The organism is Cupriavidus sp. 05T42 (assembly GCF_056396345.1).
Genome location: NZ_JBFTLH010000018.1, coordinates 76,529 through 93,278, shown reverse-complemented (window position 1 = coordinate 93,278; position 16,750 = coordinate 76,529). Strand labels below are relative to the sequence as shown.

Annotated in this window: 12 protein-coding genes; 5 read left to right on the top strand and 7 right to left on the bottom strand. The window is 62.0% G+C overall.

Annotation, left to right across the window (positions count from 1 at the left end):
* Window positions 1–3: 3 nt before the first annotated feature.
* The 3 genes from AC1EJR_RS21600 to AC1EJR_RS21590 all read right to left on the bottom strand — a co-directional run bounded on the left by AC1EJR_RS21600 (window position 4) and on the right by AC1EJR_RS21590 (window position 7,420).
* Entirely contained in the window at window positions 4–867 is an 864-nt protein-coding gene (locus AC1EJR_RS21600) for an alpha/beta fold hydrolase (RefSeq protein WP_477147543.1), read from the bottom strand.
* Between the two features lie 78 nt (window positions 868–945).
* On the bottom strand, window positions 946–6,126 hold the full coding sequence (locus tag AC1EJR_RS21595; protein WP_477147542.1) for a trifunctional serine/threonine-protein kinase/ATP-binding protein/sensor histidine kinase: 5,181 nt from the start codon (window positions 6,124–6,126) through the stop codon (window positions 946–948).
* 127 nt (window positions 6,127–6,253) lie between these two features.
* Window positions 6,254–7,420, bottom strand: coding sequence for a mandelate racemase/muconate lactonizing enzyme family protein (locus tag AC1EJR_RS21590; RefSeq protein ID WP_454757072.1), 1,167 nt, complete (start codon window positions 7,418–7,420; stop codon window positions 6,254–6,256).
* A gap of 111 nt (window positions 7,421–7,531) precedes the next feature.
* Between AC1EJR_RS21590 and AC1EJR_RS21585 the strand changes: the two genes are divergently transcribed.
* Complete coding sequence (locus AC1EJR_RS21585) at window positions 7,532–8,425, top strand: LysR family transcriptional regulator (RefSeq protein ID WP_477147541.1); 894 nt, start codon at window positions 7,532–7,534, stop codon at window positions 8,423–8,425.
* Here the strand turns inward: AC1EJR_RS21585 and AC1EJR_RS21580 are convergent.
* Window positions 8,391–8,870, bottom strand: coding sequence for a TetR/AcrR family transcriptional regulator (locus AC1EJR_RS21580; RefSeq protein ID WP_477113680.1), 480 nt, complete (start codon window positions 8,868–8,870; stop codon window positions 8,391–8,393). The genes AC1EJR_RS21585 and AC1EJR_RS21580 overlap by 35 nt on opposite strands.
* A 24-nt stretch (window positions 8,871–8,894) precedes the next feature.
* Here AC1EJR_RS21580 and AC1EJR_RS21575 point away from each other — a divergent pair, with 24 nt between their 5' ends.
* Window positions 8,895–9,527 (top strand): SDR family NAD(P)-dependent oxidoreductase, encoded by a 633-nt coding sequence (locus AC1EJR_RS21575; protein WP_477113679.1) that lies wholly within the window; start codon window positions 8,895–8,897, stop codon window positions 9,525–9,527.
* A gap of 8 nt (window positions 9,528–9,535) precedes the next feature.
* On the opposite strand, the gene AC1EJR_RS21570 is transcribed toward AC1EJR_RS21575, so the two are convergent.
* Both AC1EJR_RS21570 and AC1EJR_RS21565 read right to left on the bottom strand, forming a co-directional pair.
* A complete protein-coding gene (locus AC1EJR_RS21570; RefSeq protein ID WP_092301334.1) occupies window positions 9,536–9,922 on the bottom strand; it encodes a hypothetical protein in 387 nt (128 codons plus the stop codon).
* A gap of 117 nt (window positions 9,923–10,039) precedes the next feature.
* The gene (locus tag AC1EJR_RS21565; RefSeq protein ID WP_477106590.1) at window positions 10,040–11,041 is read right to left on the bottom strand and encodes a hypothetical protein; all 1,002 of its coding nucleotides are present in this window, start codon (window positions 11,039–11,041) and stop codon (window positions 10,040–10,042) included.
* A gap of 469 nt (window positions 11,042–11,510) precedes the next feature.
* Between AC1EJR_RS21565 and AC1EJR_RS21560 the strand changes: the two genes are divergently transcribed.
* Window positions 11,511–12,449 (top strand): VirK/YbjX family protein, encoded by a 939-nt coding sequence (locus AC1EJR_RS21560; RefSeq protein ID WP_092301331.1) that lies wholly within the window; start codon window positions 11,511–11,513, stop codon window positions 12,447–12,449.
* 40 nt (window positions 12,450–12,489) lie between these two features.
* Here the strand turns inward: AC1EJR_RS21560 and katG are convergent, their stop codons facing one another.
* A complete protein-coding gene (gene katG / locus AC1EJR_RS21555) occupies window positions 12,490–14,742 on the bottom strand; it encodes a catalase/peroxidase HPI (protein ID WP_092301241.1) in 2,253 nt (750 codons plus the stop codon).
* Between the two features lie 288 nt (window positions 14,743–15,030).
* Here katG and AC1EJR_RS21550 point away from each other — a divergent pair, with 288 nt between their 5' ends.
* Window positions 15,031–15,504, top strand: coding sequence for an aminoacyl-tRNA deacylase (locus AC1EJR_RS21550; RefSeq protein WP_092301238.1), 474 nt, complete (start codon window positions 15,031–15,033; stop codon window positions 15,502–15,504).
* 147 nt (window positions 15,505–15,651) lie between these two features.
* A complete protein-coding gene (locus AC1EJR_RS21545) occupies window positions 15,652–16,704 on the top strand; it encodes an alpha/beta fold hydrolase (RefSeq protein WP_477113678.1) in 1,053 nt (350 codons plus the stop codon).
* The last annotated feature ends 46 nt before the right edge of the window (window positions 16,705–16,750 follow it).

Sequence of the window (16,750 nt, the reverse complement as noted above, 5' to 3'; positions counted from 1 at the left end):
GTATTAGCTCGCGAAATAATTCGCCATTGCGTCGATGAACGCCGTCGGTGTCTCGGAAAATGGAAAATGGCCCGCGTCATCGAACTCCACCAGCACCGTGCCTGGAATGCCCCGGGCGAGGGCACGGCTGGCGCGCGGCGGGCACACCCAGTCGAACTTGCCGACCAGTACGAAGGTTCGGGCGGAGATGCTGCCCAGGAGAGGCCGCAAGTCGTAGGACGGCGCAATCACCGTCATGAAATGCCGCATGATGTCGACCGAAGCGATGCTGAGCGCCGTGAGCGCAGGCGGCACGTCCATGTGGGACGGCGCCGCATAATAGGGACCGACCTCGCGGAAGAAGGCCTCGACGCTTTCGGCGGTAATGTCACCGGAAAACACCCGCGCCGCTACCGCCATCGTTTCGGGCCCGGCGCGCGAGGCCAGCGTCGGCGCCGGCTCTCCGTTATCGTCCATAATCGGCTGCACGGTTGGCGAGCTGCTGCACAGCACCAGCCCCCGTACCAGCGCAGGATGGCGCAACGCCAAATGCATGGCGACAAAGCCGCCGGCCGAATGGCCAAACACATGAACCTGCCCCACGCCGAGATACGCGCACAGCGCCGCGACATCATCGGCCATCTGCTCAAGCGTGCAGGTATCCAKCGGTGGGCGTCCCGAGCGCCCCTGCCCTCGCAAGTMGACGTAAAGCAGTTGCACCTGATCGCGCAGCGCGGACAGCCCGGGCTTCAGGTAGCCATGGTCGAATCCAAGTCCCCCGTGGATGACCACCAGCACCGGCTTTTCCACCAGTGTGCCCTGCTCCGGGCGAAATCCTTCGCCATCCACGTCAAAGAAGAGTTCGGTGCCGTTAAGCGTGGCCTGCATGCGTCCTCACAGTCGTTGCTGAATCAACGCACACAGCTTGACGGTTATCGACGCATCACCTTGTCGGGATAGACCGGATTATTTGAAATTGCACCAGATTGGGACGGAGAAGCGGAAGCTGGCGCCTGCTGCGCCGGCACTACAAACTTCAATCTTCCCGTCGTGAGCCTCCACAATCGACTTGCAAATGGAGAGGCCCATGCCCATCCCATATCCTTTTGTGGTGGCCAGAGAGTCGAAGATGTGCGCTGCGATCTCATCCGAGATGCCCCGGCCGGTATCGCTGACTGACACCCAGACCATATGGTGTTCATCAATATGGGTCTGGACTGCAATGCACTTCTCTCGCTCTTCCATGTCACTCATTGCCTCGAGTGCGTTGGTCAAGAGATTCATCACTACTTGCTGCAGCAATATGCGATCACCAGAGACAATCAAGGCATCCGTTGCGAAGGTGCTCGATAGCATTACCTTCTCAGCATCAATGCGCTCCCGCAAGACATTGAAGACCTCGAGTATTGCCTCGTGGATATCCATGCTCGATTTATTCGGACGAGACTCCTTGACCATCGCTCGAATGCTTCCGATGATATTCGTCGCACGCTCGCTGCTTGCGGAGATCATCTCGAGCGCCGCCACGGCCTCCGAAAGGTCCGGAATCTCTCGATTCAGCCATCGAATTGCGGCGCGGGCACACGTGCTCACCGTGGAGATGGGCTGACTGACTTCGTGCACGATGAATGCCGCGAGTTCACCCAATTCTGTCAACCGCGCAGCCCGTGCCAATTTTTCCTGTGTCTCTCGGGCGTAACGGTCGGCTTCCGCGCGCCGAATATGCTCGGCTTCAACGTTCTCATACAACTTCGCGTTTTCCAGGGAAAATGCCACCTGAGATGCGAGAACCTCAAGGGTCCTCACACGCGTCGCATTGAAGACGCCTGCGATCAACGCATTCTCCAGATACAGCAATCCTGTGAGTGAACCCTGCTTGAGGAGTGGGACACACATAATCGACCGCGATCTGTGTGCCCGAACATAGCTGTCGAGTCCGTATTGCGGGTCATCGCGCGCATCCTCAAGCACGACAGACTCCTTGCTGCGCAGCGTCAGGTAGGCGATGGGCGTCGCAATCAACTCCGGCGAGAGGACCGTCCGTACGAGATTCATTTCCAACTGTCCCTGTGCCAATTTTGCACGTGCCGCCACATACAACACGCCGTCTTCGAGCAAGCACAGCACCGCACGCTCCGCGCCGGCATATTGCAGGGCATTCTGGAGGATGATCTTCATGACCTGTTGTAACGAGAACTCCCCCGACAAGGCCCGGACCGACCTCAGTACAACTTCCGTTTCGAAACGATCCTCGCTCCATAACAGTGAGTTCCCGAGTTCGCGAAACTCCGTGCTCCTTCCTGCTCTAAGCGCGGGAAACTCCGCATCGAGGTGCCGAACCTTTGCATCCGCCCCCCAGCAAGCGTATGCACTCCTCGCCTGCTCCAGGTATCCCTGTTGCGCGGAGCGGAGCCCACAACGCGCTGCGAAACGAGATGCCAGCTCTCTGGCGACGCTCTGAATGTGCATATCGCGCGACTGATCCGCCAAGGCTATCGCCTCTTCATAGAGCGCGAGACTATTCGCCTTGTCCTCCATCAGCTCAGAAAGCTCCGCGGCGAGCAATTTCTCGCGCGAGAGAAAATTCTCGGGACAGGCCTCCGCCCAACACTGCATCTGCCGAACCCGATCTCGCACAAGACGCGTGTGAGCTTCGCGATCGGCAGGTGCGGCAGTCCTCGCCATGGCGATGCGCAATAGTCCGCTATAGAAAACAAAATCAGCATTCTCCAGAAAGGCGGGAGACGCCCATACGGATGCGCTGGCGCGCGCTTCAGCCTCCATTGCCTTGGGCAGGTCTCCCCACAGGACCGCGACCTGCAGGCGGTACGTCCAAAATGCAAAAGCGGCAATGTCCCGATGGAACTTTCCACTTATACAGTCGCTCAGCAAATCGAGATACTCGACATTTGGATCGTGCATCCCGATATCGACGGGAACCCCCCTGAGCTCGCGGATCAACCACGCCTGTGCCATGAACGCGTCAACGACTAGCGCAAACGCAGCATCCCGCGCGAGTTTCAAACCGTCCTCGGCGATTTGTTGAGCCTCCGACAACGCACCACCACTGAACAGTAAATTCGTGACAATGTGCCGTCGGGAATAGACGGCGAACGTCATGTCACCCTGGCGGTCGGTGAGTGCCGTCGCCTCCTCCAGATGCCGCMTCGCCTCCGTGGCGGAGCCCGTCCAAGGAAGGCTGAGCGCACCGAAGCACATCTGAACACGACCGGCGTATAGATTCAGCCCTCGCTCCGCCGGGAGCCGCATCGCGAGTTCGCCGAAAACAGCGGTCGTCGCATAGTCCTCAAATCTGGCTCCAGCAATGAAGCTTAGACAGACGTAGGCATAACATGACGCATCGCAGTGTCCATATTCAAGACTGAGGTTGATCATTCGAAGAATGATCAATTCGGCGAGGTCCTGACTGGAAAACATCACCGCCGGTATGAGATCCGTCATCACGTCCATCGCATTTCGAACGCGTTCGTCGACCATAAGCTTCAGGTTGACGAGATCTTGAACACTACGGCTTCCGTAATGCTCTAGAAGTCGCCGATAGTCGGCCTCGACGCCTTCCAATCGATTGTCCTTCGAGAAGACGATGCCGGCCTCCTCTTCGAGATACCGGAATCCAACTTCCAGACCTTTATCGGGCTGGTCCAACGTCACATACATTGCGAGGCGTAGTCGAATAAGCTCTGCCCGGTGCCTGGAATCCAGTAGATCTTTCGATATCGCCGCGATTCGCTCTGATGCTTCAATAGTTCGCATACACACGAACTCGCACTCTCCAAGCCTMAATTCGATAACCGCGAGCAAGTCACCGTCGAGGTCGGCCCGATCTTTCAACAAATCCCGGGCATTGGCGAGGTACGCAATCGCCGCCTCATAGGCCGTCGCTTCCCTGGCCTTATTGGCAGCGTCAAGAATGATCAACGCGAACTGACGCCGTCGATGATCGGAAACCGGCAGCCTCGCCCTGGTCAAATGGTTCGCGACAACAAAAACACTGACCTTCAATCCATTCTTGACAACGTTTTCCCAAAGGTTGCTGCCAACTTCCAGATGTTTCTCCTGCCGTTCGAGATCGCCGAATGTTTCGTATACAGCGTCGCGAACCCGATCGTGCGTGAAGGAGTAGAGACCGTCGCTCAACACAATGAACTGCTTTTCAAGGGCTTCTCGCAGCGAAAGCTCGACCAGATTTTGTGGGCGGCACATCGCCGTAGACAGGATTTCAAGCGATGACGGCTCTGCGAGAATCGCTAGGTATTGCGTTGCCATCAGCGCGTCCTGGGCCAGACTCCCAACCCTTGTTGACAACAACTCGACCACGCTTGAGAGGTCTGATCTTGCTTCAAGTGCCGGCAGGGATGCCACCCATTCGCCGTTGCCCTCGTCGTAGACCATGACCTCATCGTCGATGAGTGATCTGACCAGCTGTATCGTGTGAAGCGGATTACCGCCGCCGCCGCGGTAAATGGCGCCCTCGAGTACGGTGAGATTCCCGACATCATCTTCGTCCAGGACTGCACGCAGGAGCCCGCCCACTTCCCGTCCAGAGAGAGGTCCGAGTGTCATCCGCTCAACCATATCGGTCAGAACAAAGGGGCGCACGTGAGCCCCCTCGCTCTCGACTTTCCCGTCGCGCATTGCGCCGACCAACAAGACATGACCACAGAGCGGGTTCTGCAGCACATATTCAACAACCTCGAGCGTTGCTTCGTCGACCCACTGCAAGTCATCCAGAAACAATAAGAGCGGGCGCTCTTTCGAGGCGAACGCACGCAATAGCTTTGCGATGGCATCGAGGAAACGATGCCTTTCTGCGTGCGCCGACACAGCGGGATGGTGCGTGTGTTCTCCCAGGAGTCGGCTGAAATCCGGGAAAATGGTCGTGATGATCGATGATTCGTCGGCAAAGGCCTCGCGGAGCCTTCGCTGCAGTTGCGCATACTGCAGCGGAGGATATCCAAGCGCCGCTCTCAAGAGTGCGTGAAGGGCCCGGGACAAGCTGGCATAGGGTGTGACACCATCCCCAAGCTCGCATTTGCCTTGCGCAAACTCACAGGTTTTGCCGCCGACCTCCAACCTGAGACGATTGACTAAAGCGGTCTTGCCAATGCCCGCCGGGCCTTCCACTAACCATAATCTCCGCTTCTGGTCATCCGGCGTGCTTTGAATGGCATCGCGAAGACGCTCAAGCTCCGCCAGGCGACCCACCAGCCTTCCGGATCGGAACAGACTTGCACCCGATCGACGCCTTTGTCCCAAGGTTGCTGTTCGCGGATGATTCACTGTGGTCAGGGCAACCAGATCGTCAACAACATCGGAAGCCCGTTGATACCGCTCGCTTGGCTCCTTGGCCAGCAGTCGACATACAAGCTCAACGAGGCGCGCGTTGAAACTTCGTTTCAGATCAAGGAGCACATCTGCGTCAGGACGACGAGCGATATGCGCATGGATGAGCTCCGATGGCGAAACGCCAGGGAAAAGCACGCGGCCGGTCAGCATGTGGAAGAAAATGCAGCCCAGTGAATATAGATCTGAGCGTTCGTCGAAGACTCGATTGACCCGCCCAGTCGCTTCCGGGGCCATATAGTGCAGCGCCTCGCGGTCCATTTCCCGTTCCGTTCCGCCAGCGAATGCGGACAGCGTCGGCATCAAGGCTAGCGCACGAAAACCCGTCAACCTTGCACGTAGCTCGCCTGGATGCACCATGATGTTCGAAAGCGTCAATCCCCCGTGGACCAGGCCTGCGTCATGGACGGATGCCAGCGACGACGCCACGAGCAGTGCGTGGCGAATGAAAATCTCCGGCGGCGTGGCGCCTGAGATCAGGTCTTTCAGCATCTCGCCACCAGAATCGTGCAGCAGCAGAGCCGGGTTTTGATTATGTACGGTGAACCTTAAAGGGCGCAGTGCAATGCCGCCATCGAACTTGTCTCTGATGCTGTATTCGTAGCGCAGCTGCTCGAGGGAGGTTTCGGACACCGGGGCCACGGGTATCGCAGCGATTACCGACGAATCCACAAACTGTGCGCGGTAGAGTTCGATCGGACCATCGCGAAGCAACGTCAGCCTCGCGCCAGCCAGGCCTTCCGTCTCATTAATGAAATCTTTCAGAATCCTCTCCCGAGCCAATTGAACCCCTGAAGGGGCTGGGGCGCACCAACGCTTGTGGAGTGATGATACCCCCCAATCTCACCCGGTCACGGGCCGATTACTGATCCGCTCGGTTGCCTCCGTTTCGTTTATTTAACCGTGCGGCTTACGCCGACAGTTGCCGCATCACGCTGTACAGGTCCGACTTACCCTCGAAGCCGATACCCGGCAAGTCAGGCATCGTGAGGTAGCCTTTCTCTACCTTGACGCCGTCCGGAAAGCCGCCAAACGGTTGGAAGAGGTCCGGATAGCTTTCATTGCCGCCGAGGCCCAGGCCAGCGGCGATATTCAGCGACATCTGGTGTCCCCCGTGCGGAATGCAGCGGCTGGCCGACCAGCCGTGTTGCTTGAGCATGTCGAGCGTGCGCAGATACTCGACCAGGCCATAGCTCAGTGCACAGTCGAATTGCAACCAATCACGATCTGGACGCATGCCGCCATGGCGGATCAGATTGCGGGCGTCCTGCATCGAGAACAGGTCCTCACCGGTGGCCATGGGCTTGTCGTAGTAATTGCGCAGCGTGGCCTGGAGTTCGAAGTCCAGCGGATCGCCCGGCTCCTCGTACCAGAACAGGTCGTATTGCGACAGCGCCTTCGCATATTGAATAGCGGTGTCGAGGTCGAAGCGGCCATTCGCGTCCACCGCKAGTTTCTGGCCGTCCTGCAGCACGCTCAGGATCGAATCGATGCGGCGCAGATCTTCGTCCAATGACGCACCGCCGATTTTCTTCTTCACCACGGTATAGCCACGGTCGATATAGCTGCGCATCTCGTCCTTGAGCTTGCCGTGATCCTGGCCGGGATAGTAATAACCGCCGGCGGCATAGACGAACACCTTGCGGTCAGGCTGGCCGTTGCCATAGCGGTCCGCCAATAACTGGAACAGCGGTTTTCCTTCGATTTTCGCCACGGCATCCCAAATGGCCATGTCGATGGTGCCGATGGCCACGGAGCGCTCGCCATGCCCGCCGGGCTTTTCGTTCTTGAACATCGTGTCCCAGACCTTGTGCGGATCCAGGTTGTTGCCGGTGGCGTCCACCAGCGAATCGGGATCGGCTTCCATCAGGCGCGGGATAAACCGCTCGCGCATCAGCGTGCCCTGGCCGTAGCGGCCGTTCGAGTTGAAGCCGTAGCCCACCACCGGTTTGCCGTCACGGATCACGTCCGTAATGACCGCCACCAGGCTGAGGGTCATTTTGCTGAAATCGATATAGGCGTTGCGGATGGGCGAGCTGATGGGGAGCGTCTTCTCCCGGATTTCAACGATTCTCACGATGTGTCTCCTGATGCACAGATAGCACACGCATACGCGTGGGGAATCCGTAGCGTAGGCGGAGAACCATGCTCTAGAATTGAATCCAATTCAAAACATTATTAAATCCAAGTGAAAACTGACGTTGCCTCGGAGCTTGAGTTCTTTGTCCTGGTGGCCAAGCTGGGCAGCCTCTCGGGCGCGGCGCGGGAGCTGGATCTCACGCCTCCCGCGGCGACCAAGCGGCTTGCCATAATGGAGAGTCGCCTGGGCGTACGGCTGGTGAACCGCACGACCCGCAGCATCAGCTTGACGAACGAAGGCGAGACCTATCTCGCCTATGCCACACGCATCCTGGCGGACCTCAGGGAAATGGAGAACGTCGTATCGAGCAGCGGCGCCGAGCCACGCGGGCTATTGAAAGTGAATGCCTCACTGGGCTTCGGTCGAACCACCATCGCACCGCTGGTCTCGKAATTCGCACGGCGCTATGCGCACGTCGAAGTCCAGCTGGAAGTGACTGACCGCCCGGTGGATCTCGTCGAAAGCGGTTTCGACCTGGCGATCCGTTTTGGGACCCTGCCGGACACCCGCCTGGCCGCGCGGCGCATTATGTCGAACCGACGATTCCTTTGCGCGTCGCMGGGCTACCTGGAGCGGCATGGCACCCCAAAATCGCCGGCGGACCTTGCCCACCACCGCTGCATTGTCCATCGACAAAATGACGACGCCTACGGCGTATGGCGTCTGGAACATGACGGTCGTCAGGAGACCGTCAAGGTGGATGGCGCGCTATCKAGTAATGACGGAGATATTGTCCTGGGGTGGGCGCTGGACGGTCACGGCATCCTGATTCGCTCGGAATGGGATCTGGCCAAGTATCTCGAGAGCGGACGCCTCCGCGTCGTCCTGCCCGATGACAAGATCCCCTCCGCTGACCTGTTCGTGTATTACTCCCAGCGCCGGAATCAAACCGCCCGAGCCAGGGCCTTTATCGATTTCCTGGTCGAACAGTTTCAGGCGTAATCCCGGCCAGCAAGCAGAAAATCCCCTCCAGTTGGACGGCAAAGTCCTCCGGATCCGCTTCAGTCAGCCCCGCCATCTCAACCACCTGGCGCATGAGTTGAACGCCCGCAATCACGGCCAGCAGCATCGCGGCGCGTTGGCCAGCCTGGGGCCCGGGTAGCCGCGCGGCCAGCGGCTGTGCGAAAACCTGCTCGAACTTGCCGCGCAGAATCGCCGAAGCCTTCGGACTATTTGCCGAACGCAGCATGATCAGGAAACCGTCCATCGGCGTGACCTCGGGCATGGTCCGCGTCACCAAGCCGCGCGCCAGCGCCCTGCAAAACGCCTGCATGGCGGGCCGATCGTCCATGACCTCCGCCGTCACGATGCCGGGCGCGGCCAGCACCGTATCCACCACCTCCTCGAAMAGTTGGTCTTTCGATCCGAAGTAACGATTGACCAGCATCGCCGTCACGCCGGCAGAGGCGGGATGGCCGGGTTGGCCCTGGGCGACCTTTCCACCGATGCCGGCGCCGATGCCGTCGCCACGCAGGTCCGCAAAGGCGGCCCTGTCGACATCCTGGTCAACAACGCGGGCCGCTACCAGCATTTGAACTGGACGACTGCCGTGCCCGACCAATGGACCGAGACCTTCGAGGCTAATGTCCTGTCCGCCGTGCGGATGATCCAGCGGTTCGTCCCCGCGATGCGCGAGCGCGGCTGGGGGCGCGTGATCCAGATCGGCGGCGGCCTGGCGGGCCAACCGGGGGCCGGCCTGCCGGACTACAACGCGTCGCTCGCCGCGCGCCATAACCTCGCGGTATCGCTGGCTCGCGAACTGAAGCGTACCGGTGTGACGTCGAACATCGTCGCCCCCGGGGCCATCCTTGTGCCGGCGGTCAAAAGCCTGCTCGAATCGATCGCGCCGCACCACGGCTGGGGAGACAGCTGGGAAGAGATCGAGCGGGGCTGCGTCCGCGACATGGTGCCCAACGATGTCGGGCGCCTGGGCCGCCCCGAGGAGATCGCCGCCGCCGTCGCCTACCTGTGCAGCCGATACGCCGACTATGTCAGCGGCGCCACGATCCGCGTCGACGGCGGCACGATCCGTTCGGTATCGTGAGACCTCCCCTAACCGTTCTTCGGCAGCATCGATCCCTTCCGCCGCCGGGAGGGCTTCGGCTCTACGCCCACGCGTGCATCCCGTTCGAACACGCGTGCCACCAGCCATTCGGCAGCTTCCTCGAACGCCGGATCGGTCTGGGGCACATACAGCCATTTGCCTAGCACCGGGTGCGGCCGCAAGGCCGGCATGTCCGCGATCAGCGCGGCGTGGTGCTCGTGGGAGGTGCAAACCAGCAGCCCGTTCCACGGGTCGTCGCGATCCGCCGCGATCAGGCACAGGTTCCCGTCGATGTAGGCGGCATCGCTGCCAAACATCCGTTTGCAGACGTAGGTGGGATCCCGCTCGAATGCATCGAAGATCCAGACAAGCGCGTTGCGGATGGCGGTGGGCATGGCGTGGGCGGTCAGGCGGGCAGGTGTGCCCGGCATAGGCTACCTGAGAATCGCCGGGCGGTGATCAGGCTCCCCGTTGCGGGGAGCCCTACTACTTTGTGCTTCGTCAGCGAGCGATCAACGGAGGCTGGTCAGCGTCTGCGTGTACGTCGTCATATACGTCGGATTTGCGAAACCCGTTGCATAGGAATAGTTCGACTGCCACTTGACAATGCGGCCCAGGTCCGGCGCCCACCAGCCCAGGATCGTCTCCTTGTAGGTGGCGTTGCCCGCGGCGCCATTGGGCAGCTGGGTGTCGTTCGAGTTGGTGTACGTGATCGTGAAAGCGAGACGCAGCGCGTTGAACGTGCCAGCCGGCGTCGTGATGCTTTCATACGTTTCCACCTTGCCGACCACCGCGCCCTTTTCGGTGTAACCCATCTGGCAAGCGTAGTCCCACGCGCCGGTCCAGGTCTTGCCGACGTAGAGCGGCAGCTCATAGAGCGTGCGTTTGGGCGAATACGTGCACACATTGCCGTTGGTGTACGTGCGCGACAGGCGGTTGCGATCCAGGTCCTGCACGTAGCTGGTGTCGGGCGCGTTCGTGATGGCGTCGGCGCTGGTGATCATCGCCCGCCCGTTGCTCACGGAGGCGATGGTGTAGGCCAGGTTCTCGGTCGTCGTGGTGCCGTTGAAGCGGACTTGCGTCTCCGCAAACGTCGCCACCTCGCCCACCTTGTACGCCACGCCGTTGTAGCGCTGCGGCGCCACGGCGATCTTCAGCGTGAACACCTTGGACGGATCGCTGACCTGCGTCGCCGTCAGGGTGATGGCGTCGCCCGTGGGGCTGACCAGATTGCCGGACCACTGGGTCTCGGTCAGCACCTGGTTGGTGACCGTCGTCTTGTCGCTCGTGATCACTGCCTGCCAGCGCACCGGCTGGCTGGTTTGCAGACGAATAAAGTCGCTCGACTGCACGTTCAGCGTGGTGCTCCCCCCCGCACCGACGCTGGTGCCCTGCGTCTGGCTGCCTGTGGCGCTGACGTTCAGCGCGCTGCCGCCATCCCCATCACCGCCACCACAGGCGGCCAGAACCCCGGCCAGCATGACGCAGGCCACCAGATTTCCCATCCTCTTCATGGATTTCCCCAAAAATTGCTTTTGATTTTTCGATGTCTTGGACCCCCCGGCATCCCTATGCTGGCATGCGCGGCGGCGAGGATTTTAACGCTGTGTGTCCGATTTATGTCTTAAGCGACACATCCCCCCGAAGGAGGATTGCCGGAGGTATTCCCCAAAAGAAGGCATCCCCCGGGTATCCCCCTGTCAACCGGCAATATTTCAAAGCGTTACGAAATATTACGAGCCGGCCTGCACACCCCGCACGACAAGAAAAAAGTGACGGGCTAGCCATACCTGGCGCTCATTTTGGGCGTTGCGGACAGGGAAGCCATATGCGCAGCCAGTTCCCATCGAAGGAACGGCGCGTGAATCAGGGGAGCGTTAAGTCGTGCAAGCAACATTTTTGACCTTGCGGGKGCTTTCCCAAGCCGACGCAGCGGGACGTTTTGAGCATTTTCCGGCCCGGTATCTGAAATATTTGACTGCCGTGGCCTCGGTGTCGTCGATCTGTTACCCGTCGGGCAGCCGAAAGTGGCTGTCTCGACGCCTGCGGCTGCTGGCCGTGGCGGCCACGCGTGGCAATGCCGCCCGCCTGTGGTTGGGCGCAGCGGCGTCCTGCGTGCTGCTGCAACGGGTGGCCACGGCCCGGCCGTTGGTGCTGGAGAAGCCGTTCCGCCCGCTCGGCGCGCTGGGCCTGTGTTTCTACGAGCGCGCCCGGCTGATGATCGAGCACTACGCCGTCATGGCCGCGATGGTGCCGGCCTGCGTCTGCGACCGTATCTATATGTCAGGCGGCCTGACCTGGACCTCGGCGGACGGCGGCTACCAGCTGCGCCTGGCCGATCCCGGTCCCAATCCCAAGGAAGGCGAACTGGCGTTCTACTGGATCGACCAGGAAGCCGGCATCTGCCTCGCCCAACTGAGTTTCTACCTGCGCCAGGGCCCGGCCGGCCCCGAGGTGTTCATCGGCGGCCTGCAGGGCACGATGGGCGAGACCGCCCGGGAGCGCATCCGCATCGCCACGCGCGCCTGCGAGGGCCTGCGCCCCAAGGACGTGGTCATGGAAGCGCTGCTGGCCTTCGCCGGCCATATCGGCGCGCGCCGCGTGACGGCGGTGTCCCGGGCGAATCACGTCGGCCGCCAGCGCCATACGCCGCGCGAGATCCAGTGCGACTACGAGGGATTCTGGATGGAGTACCACGGCACGCCAGACGCCGCCGGCAATATCGAGATCCCCGTGCGGCAGCCCGAGCGCGACATCGCCGAAATCGCCTCGAAGAAGCGTTCCGCCTGGCGCCGCAAGCAGGCGCTGGCACAGACGGTACGGGGGGCGGTCAGCCAGTGGCTTGATGTCGATGGTGCCGAGGCGGCGAATACGCCGGCGGTGGCGGAATCGATGGGGCTTGCCGTGGGCGTGGCAGCCTGAGGCGGGGGCGCCGKACCCTTCGTCCGGCGCCCTTCCCCCCTTACTTCTTCAGGTCAAACCGGTCCAGGTTCATCACCTTGACCCACGCCGCCACGAAGTCCTTGGCGAACTTCTCCTTGCCGTCTTCACTGGCGTAGACCTCGGCCAGCGCCCGCAGCTGCGAGTGCGAGCCGAACACCAGATCCACGCGCGTGCCGGTCCAGCGGACCTTGCCGGACTTGTCGCTACCCTCGAACACATTCCGTGACACCGGCTTCCACTGCACGCCCATATCGAGCAGGTTGCGGAAGAAGTCGTTGGTCAGCGTTTCCGGGCGATCGGTGAACACGCCGTGGGCATCCTTGCCGCTCTGCACCTTCAACACGCGCAGGCCGCCGACCAGCGCCGTCATTTCCGGGGCGGTGAGGGTCAGCAGTTGCGCCTTGTCGATCAGCATGGCTTCGGCCGGTGCTTGCACCTTCGCGTCGAGGTAGTTGCGGAAGCCATCGGCCTTCGGCTCCAGGGCGCCCACCGACTGGACGTCGGTCTTGTCCTGCGACGCATCCATGCGGCCCGGCGTGAACGGCACGGTCAGTTTCTGTCCGCCCGCTTCCGCCGCCTTCTCGATGCCGGCGCCGCCCGCCAGCACGATCAGGTCCGCCATCGAGATCTTCTTGCCGCCCGACTGCGCACCGTTGAACGCGCTCTGGATGCCTTCCAGCGTCTTCAGCACCTTGCCGAGTTGATCCGGATTGTTGGCCGTCCAGTCCTTCTGCGGCGCCAGGCGGATGCGCGCCCCGTTGGCCCCGCCGCGCTTGTCCGAACCGCGGAAGGTCGACGCCGACGCCCAGGCCGTGGACACCAGTTCCGAGACCGACAGCCCMGAAGCCAGGATCTTCTGCTTGAGCCCCGCCACATCCTGGTCATTGACCAGCGGATGGTCCACCGGCGGGATCGGGTCCTGCCAGAGCAGTTCCTCGGCCGGAACTTCCGGGCCGAGATAGCGCGCGCGCGGGCCCATGTCGCGGTGGGTCAGCTTGAACCACGCACGGGCGAAGGCATCGGCAAACGCCTGCGGGTCGTCCTTGAAGCGCCGCGAGATCTTCTCGTAGATGGGGTCGAAGCGCAGCGACAGGTCCGTGGTCAGCATCGTCGGCTTGAGCTTCTTGGCCGGGTCATAGGCGTGCGGCACCGACTCCGGTGCGTCCTTGGCGATCCACTGATTGGCGCCGGCCGGGCTCTTGGTCAGCTCGTATTCGAAGTTGAAGAGGTTCTCGAAGAAGCTGTTCCCCCACTGCGTCGGCGTATTCGACCAGGTGACTTCCAGGCCGCTGGTGATGGTGTCCGGGCCGCAGCCAGTGCCGAACTTGTTGCGCCAGCCCAAACCCTGCAGTTCCAGTTCGGCGGACTCCGGTTCGTCGCCCACGTTCTCGGGGTGCGCGGCGCCGTGGGTCTTGCCGAAGCTGTGGCCGCCGGCGATCAGCGCCACGGTTTCCTCGTCATCCATGGCCATCCGGCCGAAGGTATCGCGGATGTCATACGCGGCGGCGATGGGGTCCGGATTGCCGTCGGGCCCTTCCGGATTGACATAGATCAGGCCCATCTGCACCGCGCCGAGCGGATTCTCGAGGTAGCGGCCGGGATCGGTCCGGCTGGATTCCTGGCCGTGCTTCTCGACGTCAGCCACCAGTACGCCACCATCGTCATCCTTGCCCGCCGCGCCCTTGCCATAGCGGACTTCGCCGCCCAGCCAGGTCTTTTCATTCCCCCAATACACGTCCTGGTCCGGTTCCCAGGTATCTTCGCGGCCCCCGGCGAAGCCGAAGGTCTTGAATCCCATGCTTTCCAGGGCGACGTTGCCGGACAGGATCATCAGGTCCGCCCAGGAAAGCTTCTGCCCGTACTTCTGCTTGATCGGCCAGAGCAGCCGGCGCGCCTTGTCCAGGCTCACGTTGTCCGGCCAGCTGTTGAGCGGGGCGAACCGTTGCTGGCCGCGCCCGCCACCCCCCCGGCCATCGCCGATGCGGTAGGTGCCGGCGCTGTGCCAGGCCATGCGGATGAACAACCCGCCGTAGTGACCGAAGTCCGCCGGCCACCAGTCCTGCGAGTCGGTCATCAGTGCCGTCAGGTCTTTCTTGACCGCGGCGAGGTCGAGGGTCTTGAACGCCTCGGCATAGTTGAAGCTCTTGTCCAGGGGATTGGACTTGTCCGAGTGCTGGCTGAGCAGATCCAGCCGCAACTGCTGTGGCCACCAGTCCTTGTTGGTGGTGCCGCCTCCGGCGGCATGGTTGAAGGGACACTTTTCGTAAGACATGCGATCTCCTTTGGGGGGTACCCAACGCTAGTTCTAGTCTTTCCGCGTCGACGCTTCCACGTGGGCCTGCCTCGGCAAGCCTGCCGCACACAAAATATAGTTGAGAGCCGCCGTCAACCAAATGTGACGATTGCAATCGTCGCGATAGCGGCTTGCTATGGGCCACCCGGGTCACCTCCCCGCCCCCCGCCATGCTCGGGTTAGCCCCAACCAAATGCCGTCAGGCGCTTGTCCTATAGTTCCCGTACTCCAGACAACTGTAGCGCCCCACGCTCGGAGGTTGCCCTCATGACCATGTCCACCGCCCTCGCAAGGTGCCTGAGCAAGACGCAGAGCGAGTTCGAGACCGTGCACCGGCACGGCAGCCCCGATGGCGCGGCGCCAGCCCGGCCGATATCGATTCCCGGCGACCGGCTGGCCCGCACGGTGCTGCTGGAGGACAACCGGGGCTACCTCGCCGCCGTGATCCCCGCCACCCATCACCTGAAACTCTCGGAAATCTGCGAACAGACCGGTCGCCAGTTGGCCCGGGCGCGTACGGAAGGCGTGCACGAGGTGTTCCGGGACTGCGACCCTGGCGCGCTGCCCCCGGTCGGCATGGCCTACGGCACGCAGACCTGGCTCGATGACAGCCTGATGACCCATCCCGATGTCTACTTCGAAGCCGGGGATCGCGACGAGGTAGTGCACATGAGCACCGAGCAGTTCGCCACCCTGATGGCCGGGGCCCGGCGCGGGCATTTCGCCCATCGACGGCTCTAGGGGAGCCCCGGTTTCTGCATCCGCGTGTCAGTCAGGCATCGCCATATACACAGCGATACAAAAACCGTGCATTCCGACACATGGCACTTGCCATGGCCTCATAGACTTCGTGTCAGTTCATCACTGACCCGAGGAGAGAGGAACAATATGTCGGAAAAAATCGATTTGCCCCGTCGTGGTTTCCTGGGCGCCGCCGCCGCAACGCTGGCCGCCGCGCAACTGACGCTGTCGCAGGCCGCACAGGCGCAGTCCGCCATCACCAAGGCCGCCGCGCTGCCGGCCTCCAAGCCGGGCAGCCACACCAGCTTCGCTCCGCTCAAGCAGATCCAGGCCGGCGTGCTCAACGTGGGCTACGCCGAAGCCGGCCCGGCCAATGGCCCCGTGGCCCTGCTGCTGCACGGCTGGCCGTACGACATCTACGCCTTTGTCGATGTGGCGCCGCTGCTGGCCTCGCGTGGCTACCGGGTGATCATGCCCTACCTGCGCGGCAACGGGACGACCACTTTCCTCTCGCCGGACACCATGCGCAACGGCCAGCCGTCGGCGATTGCCGCCGACATGATCGCACTGATGGACGCCCTCAAGATCCAGACCGCCGTCGTCGCCGGCTTCGACTGGGGCGCGCGTACCGCCGACATCATGGCCGCACTGTGGCCGGACCGCTGCCGGGGCCTGGTCTCGGTCAGCGGMTACCTGATCGGTAGCCAGGCCGCAGGCAAGCTGCCGCTGCCGCCGGAAGCCGAGCTGCAATGGTGGTACCAGTTCTACTTCGCCACGGACCGTGGCGCGGCCGGCTATCAGAAGTACACGCACGACTTCGCCAAGCTGATCTGGAAGCTGGCGTCGCCGAAGTGGGATTTCGACGATGCCACCTTCAACCGCAGCGCCACCGCCTTCGACAACCCCGACCACGTGGCCATCACCATCCACAACTACCGCTGGCGGCAGGACCTGGTCAAGGGCGAGCCGAAGTTCGACGATCTCGAGAAGCGCCTGGCCACCGCGCCGACCATCAGCATCCCGACCATCACCATGGAAGGCGACGCCAACGGCGCGCCCCACCCCAAGCCCAGCGCCTATGCCAGCAAGTTCACGGGCCGCTATGAGCACCGCGACCTGACCGGCGGCATCGGCCACAACCTGCCGCAGGAAGCGCCGGTGGCGTTCGCCCAGGCCGTGCTGGACGTGGACAAGCGCTAAGCGCTAAACGCCCAGCGCCAGACATCAAGTAGTTCGATCTCCTAAG

What these genes read in the sequence shown, in the direction of transcription:
- AC1EJR_RS21550 (WP_092301238.1), top strand. Translation starts at nt 15,031, where the DNA reads ATGACCATGTCCACCGCCCTCGCAAGGTGCCTGAGCAAGACGCAGAGC.
- AC1EJR_RS21565 (WP_477106590.1), bottom strand. Translation starts at nt 11,041, where the DNA reads ATGAAGAGGATGGGAAATCTGGTGGCCTGCGTCATGCTGGCCGGGGTT.
- AC1EJR_RS21570 (WP_092301334.1), bottom strand. Translation starts at nt 9,922, where the DNA reads ATGCCCACCGCCATCCGCAACGCGCTTGTCTGGATCTTCGATGCATTC.
- AC1EJR_RS21575 (WP_477113679.1), top strand. Translation starts at nt 8,895, where the DNA reads ATGGCCGGGTTGGCCCTGGGCGACCTTTCCACCGATGCCGGCGCCGAT.